This is a genomic window from Citricoccus sp. NR2 (assembly GCF_027594385.1).
GTDB lineage: Bacteria > Actinomycetota > Actinomycetes > Actinomycetales > Micrococcaceae > CmP2.
Map to the genome: position 1 here is coordinate 838474 of NZ_CP115154.1, position 16332 is coordinate 854805.

Below are 16332 nucleotides of genomic sequence, written 5' to 3' on the forward strand. Positions count from 1 at the left end.
CATCGCGGGTCTTACAGCGCGGCTTCGACCGTGGATTCTTCTTGGTCGTATTCGTTGGCGCCCTGCGGATCCTCGGCGCGCTCTTCGAAACGCACCATCACCGCCTTGAAGCCCGGGGTGTTGGACTCGCGTGCCACCAGCTCGCGGTGCACCAGTGCGTTCGCCTCCGGGTAGTAGGCAGCCACACAGCCCCGCGCCGTCGGGTACGCCACCAAACGGAACCGATCCGCGCGTCGCTCTTCACCCTTGAACACCGAAATGACGTCCACCAGGGTCCGATCCGCGAAGCCGGTCTCCTTCAGGTCCTCCGGGTGGATGAGAATCACCCGGCGACCGCCCTTGATACCGCGGTACCGGTCATCGAGACCATAGAAGGTGGTGTTGTACTGATCATGAGAGCGCATCGTCTGCAACACCAGGTGCCCCTCAGGCGGCGTCAGGTACTCCAACGGGCTCACCGTGAAGTGCGCCTTGCCGGCTGCGGTGGCGAAGCTGCGCCGATCGCGCGGCGGGTTCGGAAGCACGAAACCGTACTTCGTGCGTACCCGGGTGTTGAAGTCCTCGGTGCCCGGAATCACGCGCGAGCAGTGGTCGCGGATCACATCGTAGTCATCCGCCATCGCCTTCCAGTCCACAATATGGTCCGGACCGAAAATCTCCCGCGCCATCCGCGCCAGAATCACCGGCTCGGCCAGCAGGTGGTCGGACACCGGCTGTAGGCGACCCTGCGTGCGGCTGATCACCGACATCGAGTTCTCCACGGACAGGAACTGCATCCCGCCCGGGTGCTTATCGTCCAGGTCGGTGCGGCCCAGGGTCGGCAGAATGATAGAGGTCTTGCCGTGAGTGACGTGCGAACGGTTCGGCTTGGTCGAGATGTGCACCGTCAGCCCGGTGCGCCGCAGACCCTCCTCCATGTGCGCGGTGTCCGAATTCGCCATCGCCAGGTTGCCACCCAGGGAGACGAAGACGTCGGTCTTGCCGTCGTACATGGCGTCCATCGACTCGGTCGAATCGTAGCCGTGCTCACGCGGGGAGGTGATGCCGAATTCCTTGTCGATCCGCTCCAGCAGCGCTTCGGTGGGCTTTTCCCAAATACCGAAAGTCCGGTCGCCCTGCACGTTCGAGTGCCCGCGCACCGGGCAGGCACCGGCACCCGGTTTGCCGAAGTTACCCTGCAACAGCAGCAGGTTGATGATCTCCTTGATGGTGTCCACCGAATGCGGTTGCTGCGTGATGCCCAGCGCCCAGCAGAAAATGGTGGCCTTCGAATTCGCCAGCATGTCGGCGGCCATCTCGATCTCCGACCGCTCCAGGCCGGTGGCCTCCAGAGTGGCATCCCAATCCAGCTCGGCCCGCGCGTCAGCGTACTCCTGGAACCCGAGGGTGGAGGACTCCACGAACTCGCGGTCCACAATGGTCCCCGGCGCTTCGGCTTCCTTCTGCAGCAGCAGGTGGCCCAGCGCCTGAAGCAACGCCAGGTCACCGCCGACCTTGATCTGCAGGAACTCGTCCGAGGTCCGTTCGCCGTCGGCCAGCAGGCCCTTCGGCGTCTGTGGGTCCTTGAAACGCAGCAGCCCGGCCTCCGGCAGCGGGTTCACCGCCACCACCTTGCCGCCGTTCTTGCGACATTCGGCCAGCGAGCCCAGCATGCGCGGGTGGTTGGTGCCCGGGTTCTGCCCGACGACGAAGATCAGCTCCGCCTTTTCCAGATCCTCCAGGGACACGGTGCCCTTACCGATGCCGATCGTCGGATTCAGTGCGCTACCCGAAGACTCGTGGCACATGTTCGAGCAGTCCGGCAGGTTGTTGGTACCCAGGGAGCGGGCGATCAACTGGTACATGAACGCCGTCTCGTTCGGCGTGCGGCCCGAGGTGTAGAAGGTGCACCGGTCCGGCGTCGTAGCGTGAACGTGCTCGGCGATCGTCGTGAACGCCTCGTTCCAGGTGATCGGCTGGTAGTGCGTCTCGCCCTCGCGGATGATCATCGGGTGCGTGATGCGCCCGGACTGACCCAACCAGTACTCGGTCTTCTGCTCCAGCTCCGCGATCGAGTACTGTGCCCACCATTCCGGGCTGGCTACACGCGTGGTGTTCTCCTCAGCCAGGGCCTTGGCGCCGTTCTCGCAGAACTCGATCTTCTTGCGGTCGCCGGTGATCGACTCGGGCCACGCACAGCCGGGGCAGTCGACGCCGTCGGGCTGATTGATCCGATACAGCGAGCGGACGGTGCGGCTCACCCCACCCTGACGCACGGCACGCTGCAGGGCCACTTCCACGGCTTTCAGCCCGGCAGCGGCACCCTTCGGCTTCGAGACTTCCAGGGCGTTCTCGTCGATATCGTTGAATTCGACGATCCGTCCTCGTACACCAGACATGGTCGACCCCCTCAGGATCTCTCCGCGCCGTCTTCCGCACTCTCAGCGGTGCGTGACGCGCGTCATCTACCTCAGATTGCTCCGTATATCGAGGATACGGGATTGAGCTCACATTCTCGCCTAGAAGAACGCTCCGGCCTTGATCAGCACCTGGGTCAGTGCGTAGATCAGACCCACGACGACGACACCGGTCAGCGCGTACGCCACGATTTTGTAGATGCCGCCGGTCGAGTGGATCGGCTGCGCCCCACCGTTGCCGTTGGTCTCGTGCACCTTGGCGGCTTCGACCTCCTCCTCGGAGGCGAAGAACTTCTCCCTCACCGGGCGCATCAGCAGGTTCGCCACCAAACCGACGGCGAGCAGGCCCACCATGATGTAGAGCGAGAGCACGTAGACGTCGGCACCCTCGGCCCCGGCGGCCCTGCGGTTCTCGATCACCATGTTGACGATCAGCGGGCCGGCCACACCAGCCGCCGACCAGGCGGTGAGCAGTCGACCGTGGATCGCGCCCACCTGATAGACGCCGAACATGTCCTTCAGGTACGCCGGGATGGTGGCGAACCCGCCGCCGTAGAAGGAGAGGATCACCATGGTGGCAATGAGGAAGATGATCAGACTCTGCGCACCGAACAGCGCGATCACCAGGTACATCACGATGCCCACACCCAGGTAGACGATGTAGATGTTCTGCCGGCCGATGAAGTCGGAAACGCTGGACCACAGGAAGCGCCCGGCCATGTTCGCGATGGACAGCAGGCCCACGAACCCGGCGGCGGTGGCGGCGTCGACGTCGGAGAAGAAACTCTGGATCATCGGAGCGGCATTCTCGAGGATGCCGATACCCGCCGTCACGTTGGTGAACAGCACGATCCACAACAACCAGAACTGCGGAGTGCGGATCGACATCTTCGCCGAAACGTTTCCGGAGGTCTGCAGCTTCTTCTTGACTGCCTTCGACGGGTCCCAGCCGGTCGGCTTCCAGTCCGGGTGCGGAAGGCGGATCACGATCGCGCCCAAGGTGATGGCGACGGCGTAGACGATGGCCAGGGTCAGGAAGGTCGGCGTCAGACCCGCGATCAGCTGATCGGGTTCACTACCGCCACCGTAGAACGCCATCAGCGAGTTCGACATGGGGCTGGCGAGCAGGGCGCCGCCACCAAAGCCCATGATGGCCAAGCCGGTGGCCAGGCCGGGGCGGTCCGGGAACCACTTCATCAGGGTGGAGACCGGGGAGATGTAACCGATGCCCAGGCCGATACCGCCGATCACGCCGTAGCCCAGATACAGCAGCCACAGCTGACCGGTGGAGATACCCAGGGTGGCCACGAAGAAGCCGACCACCCAGAACGCGCCCGCCACGACCATGGCCTTGCGGGGTCCGGCACGTTCCACCCAGGTGCCGCCCACCGCGGCGGAGATACCCAGCATGGCGATCGCCACGGAGAACACCCAGCCGATGGCGACGTCGCCGGCGTCGAAATTACCCATCAGCGGGGTCTTGAACACGCTGAGCGCGTAGACCTGACCGATGCAGAGGTGAATAGCGAGCGCCGCGGCCGGCATCAGCCAGCGGTTGAACGTCGGCGGCGCGATGATGGCTTCGCGATCGAGGATGCGCATGTGACTCTTTCGTGAGGTGTGAACGGTACTGCTCTAAGGTGCGTCTGAACTGCGTGAATGCTCGGATCTCATGCCACATCGATCCCAACTGGACGTCATCTGAAGGCGCTGACGGGAAAACACTACATCGTGTGATGTAACTAACTCCACAGGCAGCGAAGTGTCCGAGGTGTCACTTTCCGCAGGTACGTCTGCACTGCCCTATTTGAAACGTATTCGCGGTGATACGCTTCGATTCGTGACAGAATTTCGTATCCGAGAAGCGGCGCGCCTGTTGGGTGTCAGTGACGACACCGTGCGGCGCTGGGTCAACGACGGCAAGCTCACCACGGGCACCGACGCCTCCGGGGTGCAGGTGGTGGACGGCCGCTCGCTGGCCGAACACGTCAAGCACCTGGCCACCGGAGGTGACGAGGATCCAGTGCGGCGCAGCGCGCGCAACACCTTCACCGGGATCGTCACGAAGGTCGACGTCGACGGCGTGATGGCGGTGGTGGAGATGCATTCCGGGCCGCACCGACTGGTGTCCATCATGACCCGCGAAGCGGTGGAGGAACTGGAGCTGGAGGTCGGATCCCGCGCCACCGCGCTGGTGAAGTCGACCCACGTCATCGTCGAAACCCCGCGCTGAGCGCCGAAGGACGGTCCATCATGACTCTCACGCGCACCTCTCGCACTTCACGCTCTGCACTGCTGGCCGGGCTGCTCGGTGCCGGACTGCTACTCGCCGGCTGCGGTGGTGGCTCGGGCAGCGGGCCGGACACGGCGTCGTCGTCGAATGATGCCGGGGTCGCCAAGGAGATCTCCGGCGAGCTGACGGTGTATGCCGCGGCCTCGCTGAAGAGCGCCTTCGACGAACTCAGCGTCGCCTTCGCGGAGCAGCACCCCGACATCACCTTCGCGCCCACGGTCTACGACGGTTCCTCGACCCTGGTCACCCAGCTCACCGGCGGCGCCCCGGCCGATGTGTTCGCCTCCGCCGATGAGCCCACCATGGACGACGCCGTGTCGGCCGAGCTGACCGCGGACGACCCGGTGCTCTTCGCCACCAACGAGCTGGTGATCGCCGTCGAGCAGGGGAATCCGCTGGGCATCGAGTCGCTGGACGATCTCGCGGACGGGGCTGGCGGGACGGACGGGGCGGACGCGCCGATCACCGTGATGTGCGCGGCCGAGGTGCCGTGCGGCAACGCTGCCCGGACGCTGCTGGACGCGGCCGGAGTCGAGTTGACCCCAGCGTCGGAGGAGCAGAACGTGAGCGCCGCGCTGTCGAAGGTGGTCAACGGGGAGGCCGACGCGGGGCTGGTGTACCGCACCGATGTGGCCACTGCCGACGGCGAGGTGGAGGCGGTGACGCTCGACGGCGCGGCCGAGAACCCGAACCGATACCCGATCACGGTACTCCAGGACGCTGACGCACCGGACGCCGCCCAGGCTTTCGTGGACTTCGTGCTCTCCGAAGAGGGCCAGCAGGTGCTGGAAGACTTCGGCTTCGGCGCACCGTGAGCGGGACGGTGAAAAGACAGTGACGACGGTGACAGCGGTGCGCACTTCGCGGTGGCTGTGGATCCCGGCCGGGATCGGGCTGTTGTTCCTGCTCTTCCCGCTGATCGCGCTGCTGCTGCGCGTGGACTGGGTGCAGGTGCCTGCGGTGCTAGCCACCCCCACCGCGCTGAGGGCCCTCGGGCTCTCGCTCGCCACCGCGTCGATCGCGACAGTGTGCTGCGTGCTGATCGGGGTGCCGCTGGCCATACAGCTCTCCACCCTGCGCGGCTGGGCGGCGACCCTGGTGCGCGGGGTGGTGCTGATGCCGCTGGTGCTGCCGCCGCTGGTGGGCGGGCTCGCGCTGCTGATGCTGCTGGGCCGGGGCGGGCTGCTCGGCGACGTGTTGCTGTTGGCCGGGGTGCGGATCCCGTTCACCACCCTCGCCGTCGTGTTGGCCCAGGTGTTCGTGGCGTTGCCGTTTCTGGTGATCTCGGTGGAGGGCGCGCTGCGCAGCGCCGACCCGGATTTCCGGCGCGTGGCCGAAGGGCTGGGGGCCCGGCCGGTCACGGTGCTGCGGCGGGTGACCCTGCCGCTACTGGCGCCGGCGCTGGTGTCGGGGACGGTGCTGAGCTTCACGAGGGCGCTGGGCGAGTTCGGGGCGACCGCGATGTTTGCGGGCAATGCGGAGGGGGTCACCCAGACCATCCCGCTGGCCATCTATACCGCGTTCAACGGGTCCGGCGTCGGCCAGGACACCGCGCTCACCCTGGCGCTGCTGCTCATCGCGATCTCCTTCGTGACCCTGGTGCTTCGGCTGCCGGACCGGGAAAGGCGCGGGACCGGGGCTAGTGCCGGGACGGGTGCTGGTGCCGGACGTCGAGTTTCAAACAAAAACAGCGCCGAATCGAGTGAACATGTCTGACAAGCGGCGTCCCGCTGCCGGTGGACCAAATTCAGGGTCAGGTGCGGGACTGACGGCGGACCTCGAGGTGCGGCGCGGCGAGTTCCGACTGCGGGCCGCACTGACGGTGGCGCCCGGGGAGACCCTCGGCGTCGTCGGACCGAATGGCGCGGGGAAGACCACGCTGCTGGCGGCCGTGGCCGGGACGCTGGACGAGCGCGCTGGCACCACTCTCACCGGCTCCATCGCGGTGGGGGCGCGCGAGCTGGCTGCGCTGCCTGCCTGGCGCCGTCGCGTGGGCTACGTGGAGCAGAAACCGCGGCTGTTCCCGCATCTCGACGCCGCGGACAACATCAGTTTCGGGCTGCGCGCCCACGGGATGCGACGCCGGCCGGCCCGCGCCCTGGCCGCCGAGTGGCTGGAGCGGGTGGGGCTGCCCGGGCGGGATCGGGCGCGCGCGTCGGAGCTGTCGGGGGGTCAGCAGCAGCGGGTTGCCCTGGCCCGCGCCCTGGCCCACACCCCGGAGGTGGTGCTACTCGACGAGGCATTCGCCGCACTCGACATGGACAGTGCGGCCGGGCTGCGCGAGCTGGTGCGCGACGAGCTGGCCCGGTTGCAGGTGCCTGCGCTGATGGTCACGCACGACGGCGACGACCTGGATGCGCTGGCGGATCGGGTGCTGGCCCTGGACCGCGGACAGGTGGTGGACCGGGCACCCGTAGCACCGGATCCCGGGCCGGCCGAGTCCGGGCGCGAGGTGCGGGGCACCGTTACTGCTGATGGCGGCGTCGTCGTCGCACCTCATCACCGCAACACCCTGCCACCCGGAACCGAGGTGATCCTCCGCGTCGTCCGATCACCGAGAGCGGCCCGCAGCCCTAGGCGCCCGCAGGCCTGAGCTTGAACACGGGTGTTAGCCTGAAGTGTGCCCGAAATTCCTGCGCATGCACGCCGCCTGAACCTCAGCGTCGTCGACCAGCACCGGCGACCACTGACCGATCTGCGCATCTCCGTGACCGATCGGTGCAACTTCCGCTGCGTGTACTGCATGCCCAAGGAGATCTTCGGGCGCGACTATCAGTTCCTCGAGCGCGACGAGCTACTCAGTTTCGAGGAGATCACCCGGCTGGTGCGCATCGGCATCCGCCTCGGTGTGCGCAAAGTGCGCCTGACCGGCGGTGAGCCCCTGCTGCGCCGCGGCATCGAAGACCTCATCGCCCAGCTGGCCGAGCTGCGCACCCTCGACGGCGAGCCGCTGGACCTGGCCCTGACCACCAACGGATCCGCGCTGGCGGTCAAGGCGCAGGCGCTGAAAGAGGCCGGACTGACCCGGGTCACGGTGTCGCTCGATTCGCTGAACAACGAGAAGTTCATGGCGCTCAACGACGTCAAATTCCCGGTGGAACGGGTGCTGAAGGGCATCGCCGCCGCGGAGGAAGCCGGGCTGGGGCCCGTCAAGATCAACACGGTGGTGAAGCGCTCCGCCAACGATCACGAGCTGCTCCCGCTGGCCGAGCATTTCCGGGGCACGGGTCAGGTGCTGCGGTTTATCGAGTACATGGACGTGGGCACCTCGAACGGCTGGGTGCTCGATGAGGTGGTGCCCTCGGCCGAGATCGTGGAGCGGATCTCCGCAGTGCACCCGCTGGATCCGGTGCCGCCGCGGAACCCCGGCGAGACGGCGAAACGGTGGCGTTACCGTGACGGCGCGGGCGAGATCGGCGTGATTTCCTCGGTCACGCAACCGTTCTGCGGGGACTGCTCGCGGGCGCGAATTTCCGCAGAAGGCCAGCTGTTCACCTGCCTGTTCGCCTCGGAGGGGTTCGACGTGCGCGCCCTGCTGCGCAACGAACACGGGGAGTCTGGCGCGATTGACTCTACGGACGACGACGTCGCCGCTGCTCTGCAGGGTCGGTGGAAGGCGCGCACCGACCGCTACTCCGAGTACCGCACCGAGCTGAGCCCCACCCGCAAGCGGATTGAGATGTCCTACATCGGAGGCTGAGCCGGAGCACAGCGGTCAGTCAGTGCCGCCGGCCCCGCATTCAGAGCCCGACCCACTCCGAGGTTCCGGCCTCGAAGTGCTGGCGCTTCCAAATCGGCACCTCGTGCTTGATCCGCTCCACCAGCTGCTCGATGGCGGCGAACGCCTCGCCCCGGTGCGCCGACGCCGCGGCCGCGACCAAGGCGGCGTCGCCCACCGTCAGCGGGCCGATCCGGTGCCAGGCCGCCAGCCGCACCCCGGTGCGCTGCTGCTCTTCCGCCACGATGCGCTCCATGAACTGACCCACCTGCGGGTGTGCGCTGTAGTCAAGGGCGCGCACGGACTCCCCGCCGTCATGATTGCGAATCACCCCGTGGAACAGCACCAGCGCGCCGCACTCGGGGGCCTCCACCGCCGCGCGCACGGCCGCTTCGTCAATGGGGTCCTCGCCCACGCGGGCCAGGGGTGCGGGTAGATCAGACACGTGTTTCTCCTCGGTGGTGTTCACTGGTCTCGTTACTCTTCACGAGCTCCGGGGCGGCGGTGGTCAGCGCGCGGATTCCGCCACGCAGGTATCGCACCCGGTCGAATCCGGCCTCGCGTAAGATCCGTGCCGCCCGGATCGAGCGCGGATCGCGTTCACAGTGCACGACGACGTCGGGGCCGGTGCCGTCGGCCACCAGATCCGCGAGCGCGGGCAGGCCTCGCACCGCGTCCGGTCCCTGGTCCGCCGCGGCGTCGAGCGCATCCAGCGGGAGCAGTCGGGCGCCGGGGATGCTGCGCTGAGCATGTACTTCGGCGGTGCGGACGTCAATCAGCACAGGACGCGCTGGGTCAGGTCCGCCGTCGTCGCTTCCGCCAGCACCACCGGAGAATCCACCCGAGTACTCACGGGCAAACGCCCCGGCATCCACCCCCTCGGGCGCCGTCGCGCCGCCAGCGCAGAACAGCTCATAGTCGATCAGCTCGGTCACCGCCACCGCCTCCGGGTCCCGCCGATACGTGATCTCACGGGTGCCGGCGGCGAGCGCGTCGTACACCAGCACCCGCCCCAGCAGCGGCTCTCCGACCCCAGTCACCAGCTTCATCACCTCGGTGGCCAGCAGCGATCCGATGGTGCCGCACAACCCCGGCAGCACCCCGCCCTCGCCGCAACTCAGGACGTCCTCGGGTGCGGGCGGCACCGGGAACAGGTCGCGGAAACCGGGGCCGTGTTCGTGCCATGCCACCGACACCTGCCCGTGGAACTGCAGAATCGAGCCCCACACCAGCGGGATGCCGGTGAGCTGTGCGGCGTCGTTGCTCAGGTAGCGGGTGGCGAAATTATCGCTGCCGTCCACCACCAGGTCATAGTCGGCAAACACGTCCAGGGCGTTCACCGAGGTCAGCCGCTCCCGGTGCGTCACGATCCGCACGCCCGGGTCGAGCCGCGCGGCCGTTTCCGCCAGCGAATCCACCTTCGCGCGCCCCAGGTCATCGGTGCCGTGCGCGATCTGCCGGTGCAGGTTCGACAGCTCCACGACGTCGTCGTCCACCACACCGATGGTCCCGATCCCGGCGCCCACCAGGTAGGGGACACTGGCTGACCCCAGGCCGCCCGCCCCGATGACCAACACGCGGGCGGCGGCCAGACGGCGCTGCGCTTCCTCACCAAAACCGGGCAGGCGGATCTGCCGGGCGGCGCGATCCCGCTGCTCCGCGCTGAGAGCGGGCACCGGGTCCACGAGGGCGGGCAAGCGGGCGGGTGCGCCGGTGGTGATGTCGGTGGAGATGTCTGACATGCGGCCATTCTACGGGCGGGCTAGCATGTGACTATGGCACCCCGCACCGTTGAGACTCCCCCGACCGCACCGGCGAGGACCGCGCTCACCGTGCGCTATTTCGCCGCCGCCGCCGACGCTGCAGGTACGACGCAGGAGCGCCTGGAGCTGGGCGAGCCCACCCTGGCCGCGCTGCGCGCCGAGCTCACCGAGCGGTATGGCGCCCCCATGGCGAAGGTGTTGCGCAGCGGATCGTTCCTGGTGGACGGCGTGGTGCGGCGTGATCGGGGCGCGCTGACCGGCGCCGATCGGGGTGACGCCGACGCCGCTGACGAGACCTCCGGGACGCCGCTGACCGTAGACGTGCTGCCCCCGTTCGCCGGCGGATGAGCACGGTGACTGAACCCCGCACCGTCGAGGACCACCTTGCCGAGGTCACCGCGCTGCTCGCGCCCGTCGTGACACGGTTGCACGCAGCAGAACCCCAGCTGATCCCGCTCGACGCCGCCGTCGGGCGGGTCTGCGCGCGCAGCATCACCGCACCCGCCGACCTGCCGCCCGTCGACAACTCGCAGATGGACGGGTACGCCGTGCGGGTTGCGGATCTGACGGCGGCCGTCCCGAACACTGAGACTACTGTGACTGGTGTGACTGGTGAGGCGTCCGAACCGGCTTCCGCGCCGCGTTCCGACATTCAGTGTTGGGATATGGCTCGTGAGAAAGATCTGACGAGCCTTTTCCCATCACTGAACGCTCCCAGCCTTCCACTCGGCCTGGCCACCGCCGCCGGCGACCCCCCGGCTACGCATATTCCGGGCACCGCCTCCCCGGTGATGACCGGCGCGCCCATCCCGGCAGGGGCCGACGCGGTGGTCCCCGTGGAAGCCACGACGACGGGCCGGTTTCCCGCGCTGACCCGGCACACCCAGGCGCCGACATCGCCCGAAGGCACGGAAGGCACCGGCACCGCACCCGAACCAGCCCATACCGCCCGTACCGCCCAGATCGGCATCACCGAGGTCCCCGCACCCGGCGCCTTCATCCGACGCCGCGGCACCGATATCCGCGCAGGTCAGGCGCTCTTCGACGCCGGTACCCGCCTGTCCCCCGCACACCTCGGCGCGCTGGCCGCCTCCGGAATCACCACCGTCCCGGTCCGTCCGCGGATGCGCATCCTGGTGTGCACCACCGGCGACGAGCTCGCCCCCGATACCCCGGACATCACCGCACTCGCTCCCGGGCGCATCCACGACGCCAACGGACCCATGCTCGTGCACCTGCTGCGCGACGCCGGCGCGGAGGTCACCCTCGCCCGCTGCCCCGACGACCCCGCGGCCCTGCTCGCCCTGGTCACCGAGCACACCGCACCCGATCTCGTCGTCACCTCCGGCGGCATCAGCGCCGGCGCTTTCGAGGTCGTCCGCGACACCTTCGAACCGCTCGGCGCTCGCTTCGTCTCCGTCGCCCTGCAACCCGGCGGCCCCCAGGGCCTCGGCGCGCTCCAGCTGCCCGGCGCCAGCACCCTGCCCGCCCTGTGCTTCCCCGGCAACCCGGTCTCCACCTTGCTCTCCGCCCTGCTCTTCCTCGTCCCCACCCTGCGCGAACTCGCTGGCCGCCCCGCCCGCCGCACCACCGTCCAACGCCCACTCGCCACCGACGTCGACTCCCCGGAACACCAGCTGCAGCTGCGCCGCGCCGTCCTCGAAACCGACGGCACCGTCACCTGCCTCCCCCCGGGTTCGCACCTGCTGCACAACCTCGCCACCGCCGACCTCATCGCCGAGATCCCGCTCGGCGTCAGCCACCTGCCCGCCGGAACCCCCGTGACCACCTGGAGCCTCCATGACTGAACCCGCTGACACCCCCATCCAGCCAGATCAGCCCGCACGACTCACCCACCTCCGCACCGACGGCAGCGCCCACATGGTCGACGTCACCCACAAGGCCATCACCCAGCGCACGGCCCGCGCCCAAGCCGTCCTCACCACCACGCCCGAGGTCGTCGCGCTGATCGGCTCCGGCGACCTCCCCAAGGGCGAGGCCCTCGGTACCGCCCGTATCGCCGGCATCATGGCCGCCAAGCGCACTTCCGACCTCATCCCCCTGTGCCACCCGCTGCCGCTGAGCAAACTCGCCATCGACTTCGATACTGACCCTGAAAACACCAACGACGACGCCGATTCCGGCACCTCCAGCGTCCGCATCCTCGCCACCGTCACCACCAAGGGCCCCACCGGCGTCGAAATGGAAGCCCTCACCGCCGCCTCGGTCGCCGCGCTCACCCTCTACGACATGATCAAAGCCGTGGATAAACACGCCGTCATCACCGACACCCGCGTGCTCGCCAAATCCGGCGGCAAATCCGGCGATTGGTCGGTCGAATGACCCACGACGACGCCCCCGGCACTCCGCAAAGTCAGCCAGGTCAACCACGAGCGGCCGTCATCGTCGCCTCCACCCGCGCGGCCGCCGGCACCGCCGAGGACGCCACTGGTCCGGTCATCCGCGCCTGGCTGCACGAGCGCGGATTCCGCACCGTCCCGGACCAGCCCACGGTGGTTCCCGACGGCGCACCCGTGGGCCAGGCCCTCCGACACGCACTCGACGACGGCGCCCGCGTCGTCATCACCACCGGGGGCACCGGTGTCTCCCCCACCGATCAGACCCCGGAGCAGGTCACTCCGCTGCTGGATGTCACCCTCCCCGGGATCATCGAGCAGATCCGGGCCCGCGGCACCGCGACCACCCCGATGGCCGCGCTCACCCGTGGCGTCGCCGGATTCGCTGGCAGCACCTTCGTGATCACCCTGCCCGGCTCACCGTCCGGGGTCCGCGACGGCCTCGCCGTACTCGATCCGCTGCTGCCCCACCTGCTCGCCCAGCGCGCCGGCGGGGATCACTGAGCTTCGGGACCCAGCTCCGGGGTGAGCTCGGCGGCTTCAACAGCCAGGGCTGCGCGCACAGCTTCCACCGCGGGGTGGGCACTGTGCGAGGCCCGGGCCGCGGTGAAAGTGGTGCGGCGCGGCTCCCCGTCCAGCTCGATCAGCCGTACGCGACCGGCCACCCCCTGGTGCAGCAGCCCCGGCAGCAAAGCCACCGCATTCCCGGTCTCGATGAACCGGATGTGGGTCCGCAGATCCGCCGTTTCGTAGCGGACATCGGGCTCAAATCCGGCCAGCCGGCACGCCTGTTCCGCCCAATGCCGGGTGGCCGCTCCCTGCGGCTCCATCACCCACGGCAGCTCACGCAGATCCTCCAACCGCTCGGCGTCGTCGAACGCAGCATCCCCCACCCCGCGCGGGGGCACCGCCAGCCGGATCGGGTCGCTGAGCAGCAGCTGCCGCTTCAACCCCGGAAAATGCTCAGTGGAATGCCCCGGGTACTGCTCGGCTACGACGACGTCGAACCCGCGCCCCCACGTTTCCTGCAGCGCCTCCCCCGGTTCGTAGTGCACGGCTTCCACCCGCAGCTCCGGATATTCGCGCCGCAACCGCCGCAGTGCACCCGGCATCAGGGCGATCATCGCCGTCTGGAAAGCCGCCACGCGCAGGGTGCCACCCACCACGTCCCGGGCCCGATGCAGGGCCGATTCGGCGCGCTCCAGCCCGGCCAGCAGCTGCTCGGTCTCGCCCACCAGTGCCTCGCCCGCCGCCGTCAGGGTGAGGGTGCGTCCGGTGCGCCGCATCAACGGCACCCCGGCCTCCTTCTCCAGCACCGCCAGCTGCTGCGACACCGCCGAGGGGCTGTAGCTCAGCGCCTTCGCCACCGCCGCCACGGTGCCGCGATGGTGCAGCTCCCACAGCAGGCGCAGGCGTTTCAGGTCCAGCATGGCGGCTCCTCGGCTCGGCGTCCGTCGTCGTAGATCATCCGGTTTTTCTTCATGATACTCACCACAAACAGTTGCTTTACTTCATGGTGGATGGCGCCCACACTGGCTGAAGTAGTGATCCACCGCACAGGCACCACCAGAGACGGAGACCCGCCACAGTGAACACCCCCGCATCACCCGACGTTCGCCCCCAGGACCTGGCCGCCGACGCCATCGCCCTGGTGCACCGCTGGCTGGCCGAGGCCGAGGGCGGAATCTTCGATCTCTACGAGTTGCTGCCCGGCTTCCTCTTCGCGGTGATCACCGCCGTCGTCGTCTCCCTCATCACCTACACCCGCAATGAGGATATCGAGGCGGAATTCGACGCCGCAGTGGCGCTGGTGCGTGACGAAACGGCGCCCGAGCGTGCTGGAGTCTGAGCCCCAGGTTCGGCTTTCCACACACGACGTCGCCCGCGTCCACCGACGCACCCTGGCTGTCGTCATCCTCAGCCAGGTGCTCGGTGGCGCCGGGCTGGCGGCGGGCATCTCCGTGGGCGCGCTGTTGGCCGCGGAGATGCTCGGCTCCGACGCCTTCTCCGGGCTCCCCACCGGGCTGTTCACCCTCGGCTCCGCCCTGGCTGCCTTTCTGGTGGGACGCTCCACCCAGCGGGTCGGACGGCGCCTGGGCCTGGGGTTCGGTTTCCTGGCCGGCGGGATCGGCGGCCTCGGCGTCGTGCTGGCCGCCGCCCTCGACAGCCTCCCGTTACTGTTCGTCTCCCTGTTCGTATACGGGGCCGGCACCGCCACCAACCTGCAAGCCCGGTACGCCGGGGCTGACCTGGCCCCGGCGCACCGCCGCGGATTCGGCACCTCCATGGCCATGGTGGCCACTACCCTGGGCGCGGTGGTCGGGCCGAACCTCATCGACCCGCTCGGCCACCTCGCCGACGCCCTCGGGATCCCCGCCCTGGCCGGGCCCTTCCTGCTCGCCGCCGCGGCGTACGGTGCCGCTGGCATGGTGCTGCTCGCATTGCTGCGTCCGGACCCGTTCCTGCTGGCCCGTCGCCTCGCCGCCGATGAAGCAGCGCAGGCGACCACCCCCGACCCTGATACCCCGGTTCCCACCGTCGAGATCGGGGCCTACGTGGGTGCGGCCGTGATGGTGCTCGGACAACTGGTCATGGTCGCCATCATGACGATGACGCCGATTCACATGCGAGCCCACCACCACGAACTCTCCGCCGTCGGGCTGGTGATCGGGCTGCATATCGGGGCCATGTGGTTGCCCTCGCTCGTCACCGGAATCCTGGTGGACCAGCTCGGCCGCGTCCCGATGGCCATCGCGGGCGGGGTCACACTCCTGCTCGCCGGCGTCGTCGCCGCCACCGCCCCCGGTGACTCGCTCGGTCTGCTCATCCTGGCCCTGGTGCTCTTGGGGTTGGGGTGGAATCTCGGCCTCGTCTCGGGCACCGCGCTCGTCGTAGATGCCACCGTGCCGGAAAACCGCCCGCGCACGCAGGGCTCCATCGACGTCCTGGTCGCCCTGGCCGGTGCCGGCGGCGGCATGATGTCGGGGATGGTCATGTCCGCGACCAGCTACCAGGTGCTCTCCCTCGGAGGCGGTGTGCTCGCCCTGGCGCTCATTCCGGTGTTGCTCTGGTCCCAGCGCCGCAACGACGTCGGTCACTAGGCTCGATCATCCACCGCGATCTGGGACCACATACTCTCGGGGCGGGCAAAGGCATTCAGATACGCCTCACTTCGGACGCCCTCTTCGTGCAAAGCCCCGGCGGGCTGCGCCGCGTCTCCAGGAAGCATGAGAACGGGCCAGGTACAGATGGTCGGCAAACACGGCGACCGCACTACGGTCTATCAGCTGGCGCAGGAGTAGCTCCGCGCCCGCATTCACCCCAGAATTTCGCCGGCCAGGTGCCGACCGAAGTTGGTGAGGGCTTCGTCCCAGCCGTCGTAAACAAAATCATCACCGGGACTGCCGTCGTATCCGCGCAGATGAAATATGAGCTCGGTGCGCTCCCTCTGCGGAGTGAGGGTGAGCGTGATGACCGGGGCGCCTTCGACGGGCGCTTCCGGCTCGCCCCAGGTGAAGACGAGCCGATCGATCGGCTCCACCTCCAGGAACTCTCCGCCGGTGGGAAACCGCTCTCCGGTCTCGTCGTTCGTCATCGTGTACTGGTACCGGCCGCCCACGCGCACATCAAACGCCACGGTGTCGGTGGAGACGCCGAACGGGTGCAACCACGCTGCCAGGTCCGCTTCGTCGGTCCACGCTCGCCAGACCAGCTCGCGGGGCGCGTCGAAGATCCGGGTGATCGTGAACTGGGGAGCGTCGTCAGGTGATGTTTCGGATGTCGTCATGATCCTGCCTCCTCGTCG

General features: G+C 68.4%; 17 protein-coding genes. 11 read left to right on the top strand and 6 right to left on the bottom strand.

Annotation, left to right across the window (positions count from 1 at the left end; translation table 11 throughout):
* Positions 1-11: 11 nt before the first annotated feature.
* Positions 12-2378: an FdhF/YdeP family oxidoreductase gene (locus O1A05_RS03830; RefSeq protein ID WP_270106750.1), complete on the bottom strand. Its 2367-nt coding sequence runs from the start codon at positions 2376-2378 to the stop codon at positions 12-14.
* 120 nt (positions 2379-2498) lie between these two features.
* Positions 2499-3998, bottom strand: a complete 1500-nt coding sequence (locus tag O1A05_RS03835; RefSeq protein WP_270106751.1) for an L-lactate MFS transporter — start codon at positions 3996-3998, stop codon at positions 2499-2501.
* A 238-nt stretch (positions 3999-4236) separates the two neighbouring features.
* On the opposite strand from O1A05_RS03835, the gene O1A05_RS03840 reads away from it, so the two are divergent.
* Genes O1A05_RS03840 through moaA form a run of 5 tightly spaced genes read left to right on the top strand, consistent with a single transcriptional unit; the run spans position 4237 to position 8389 of the window.
* Positions 4237-4629 (top strand): TOBE domain-containing protein, encoded by a 393-nt coding sequence (locus O1A05_RS03840; protein WP_270106752.1) that lies wholly within the window; start codon positions 4237-4239, stop codon positions 4627-4629.
* A gap of 20 nt (positions 4630-4649) precedes the next feature.
* Positions 4650-5504, top strand: a complete 855-nt coding sequence (gene modA / locus O1A05_RS03845; protein WP_270106753.1) for a molybdate ABC transporter substrate-binding protein — start codon at positions 4650-4652, stop codon at positions 5502-5504.
* A gap of 19 nt (positions 5505-5523) precedes the next feature.
* The gene (locus O1A05_RS03850) at positions 5524-6405 is read left to right on the top strand and encodes an ABC transporter permease (RefSeq protein ID WP_270106754.1); all 882 of its coding nucleotides are present in this window, start codon (positions 5524-5526) and stop codon (positions 6403-6405) included.
* On the top strand, positions 6398-7282 hold the full coding sequence (locus tag O1A05_RS03855; protein WP_270106755.1) for an ABC transporter ATP-binding protein: 885 nt from the start codon (positions 6398-6400) through the stop codon (positions 7280-7282). The genes O1A05_RS03850 and O1A05_RS03855 overlap by 8 nt, the downstream gene beginning before the upstream one ends.
* A 27-nt stretch (positions 7283-7309) precedes the next feature.
* Positions 7310-8389: a GTP 3',8-cyclase MoaA gene (gene moaA, locus O1A05_RS03860; protein WP_270106756.1), complete on the top strand. Its 1080-nt coding sequence runs from the start codon at positions 7310-7312 to the stop codon at positions 8387-8389.
* A gap of 40 nt (positions 8390-8429) precedes the next feature.
* On the opposite strand, the gene O1A05_RS03865 is transcribed toward moaA, so the two are convergent.
* Positions 8430-8852: a molybdenum cofactor biosynthesis protein MoaE gene (locus tag O1A05_RS03865; RefSeq protein ID WP_270106757.1), complete on the bottom strand. Its 423-nt coding sequence runs from the start codon at positions 8850-8852 to the stop codon at positions 8430-8432.
* Entirely contained in the window at positions 8845-10149 is a 1305-nt protein-coding gene (locus O1A05_RS03870; RefSeq protein ID WP_270106758.1) for a ThiF family adenylyltransferase, read from the bottom strand. Before O1A05_RS03870 ends, O1A05_RS03865 begins: the two co-directional genes overlap by 8 nt.
* Before the next feature lie 33 nt (positions 10150-10182).
* On the opposite strand from O1A05_RS03870, the gene O1A05_RS03875 reads away from it, so the two are divergent.
* Genes O1A05_RS03875 through O1A05_RS03890 form a run of 4 tightly spaced genes read left to right on the top strand, consistent with a single transcriptional unit; the run spans position 10183 to position 13031 of the window.
* Complete coding sequence (locus O1A05_RS03875) at positions 10183-10518, top strand: MoaD/ThiS family protein (protein WP_270106759.1); 336 nt, start codon at positions 10183-10185, stop codon at positions 10516-10518.
* Positions 10519-10523: 5 nt separating this feature from the next.
* Positions 10524-11978, top strand: coding sequence for a molybdopterin molybdotransferase MoeA (locus O1A05_RS03880; protein WP_270106760.1), 1455 nt, complete (start codon positions 10524-10526; stop codon positions 11976-11978).
* Positions 11971-12513, top strand: a complete 543-nt coding sequence (gene moaC, locus O1A05_RS03885) for a cyclic pyranopterin monophosphate synthase MoaC (RefSeq protein WP_270106761.1) — start codon at positions 11971-11973, stop codon at positions 12511-12513. Before O1A05_RS03880 ends, moaC begins: the two co-directional genes overlap by 8 nt.
* On the top strand, positions 12510-13031 hold the full coding sequence (locus O1A05_RS03890; RefSeq protein ID WP_270106762.1) for a MogA/MoaB family molybdenum cofactor biosynthesis protein: 522 nt from the start codon (positions 12510-12512) through the stop codon (positions 13029-13031). The genes moaC and O1A05_RS03890 overlap by 4 nt, the downstream gene beginning before the upstream one ends.
* On the opposite strand, the gene O1A05_RS03895 is transcribed toward O1A05_RS03890, so the two are convergent.
* A complete protein-coding gene (locus O1A05_RS03895) occupies positions 13025-13957 on the bottom strand; it encodes a LysR family transcriptional regulator (protein ID WP_270106763.1) in 933 nt (310 codons plus the stop codon). The two genes, O1A05_RS03890 and O1A05_RS03895, sit on opposite strands and share 7 nt — an antisense overlap.
* A 158-nt stretch (positions 13958-14115) precedes the next feature.
* Between O1A05_RS03895 and O1A05_RS03900 the strand changes: the two genes are divergently transcribed.
* Entirely contained in the window at positions 14116-14376 is a 261-nt protein-coding gene (locus tag O1A05_RS03900) for a hypothetical protein (RefSeq protein ID WP_270106764.1), read from the top strand.
* Positions 14342-15628 carry an MFS transporter gene (locus O1A05_RS03905; protein WP_270106765.1) on the top strand — a complete coding sequence of 429 codons (1287 nt, stop codon included), beginning with the start codon at positions 14342-14344 and terminating at the stop codon, positions 15626-15628. Before O1A05_RS03900 ends, O1A05_RS03905 begins: the two co-directional genes overlap by 35 nt.
* 215 nt (positions 15629-15843) lie before the next feature.
* Here the strand turns inward: O1A05_RS03905 and O1A05_RS03910 are convergent, their stop codons facing one another.
* Positions 15844-16314 carry an SRPBCC family protein gene (locus O1A05_RS03910; RefSeq protein WP_270106766.1) on the bottom strand — a complete coding sequence of 157 codons (471 nt, stop codon included), beginning with the start codon at positions 16312-16314 and terminating at the stop codon, positions 15844-15846.
* Positions 16315-16332 lie beyond the last annotated feature (18 nt).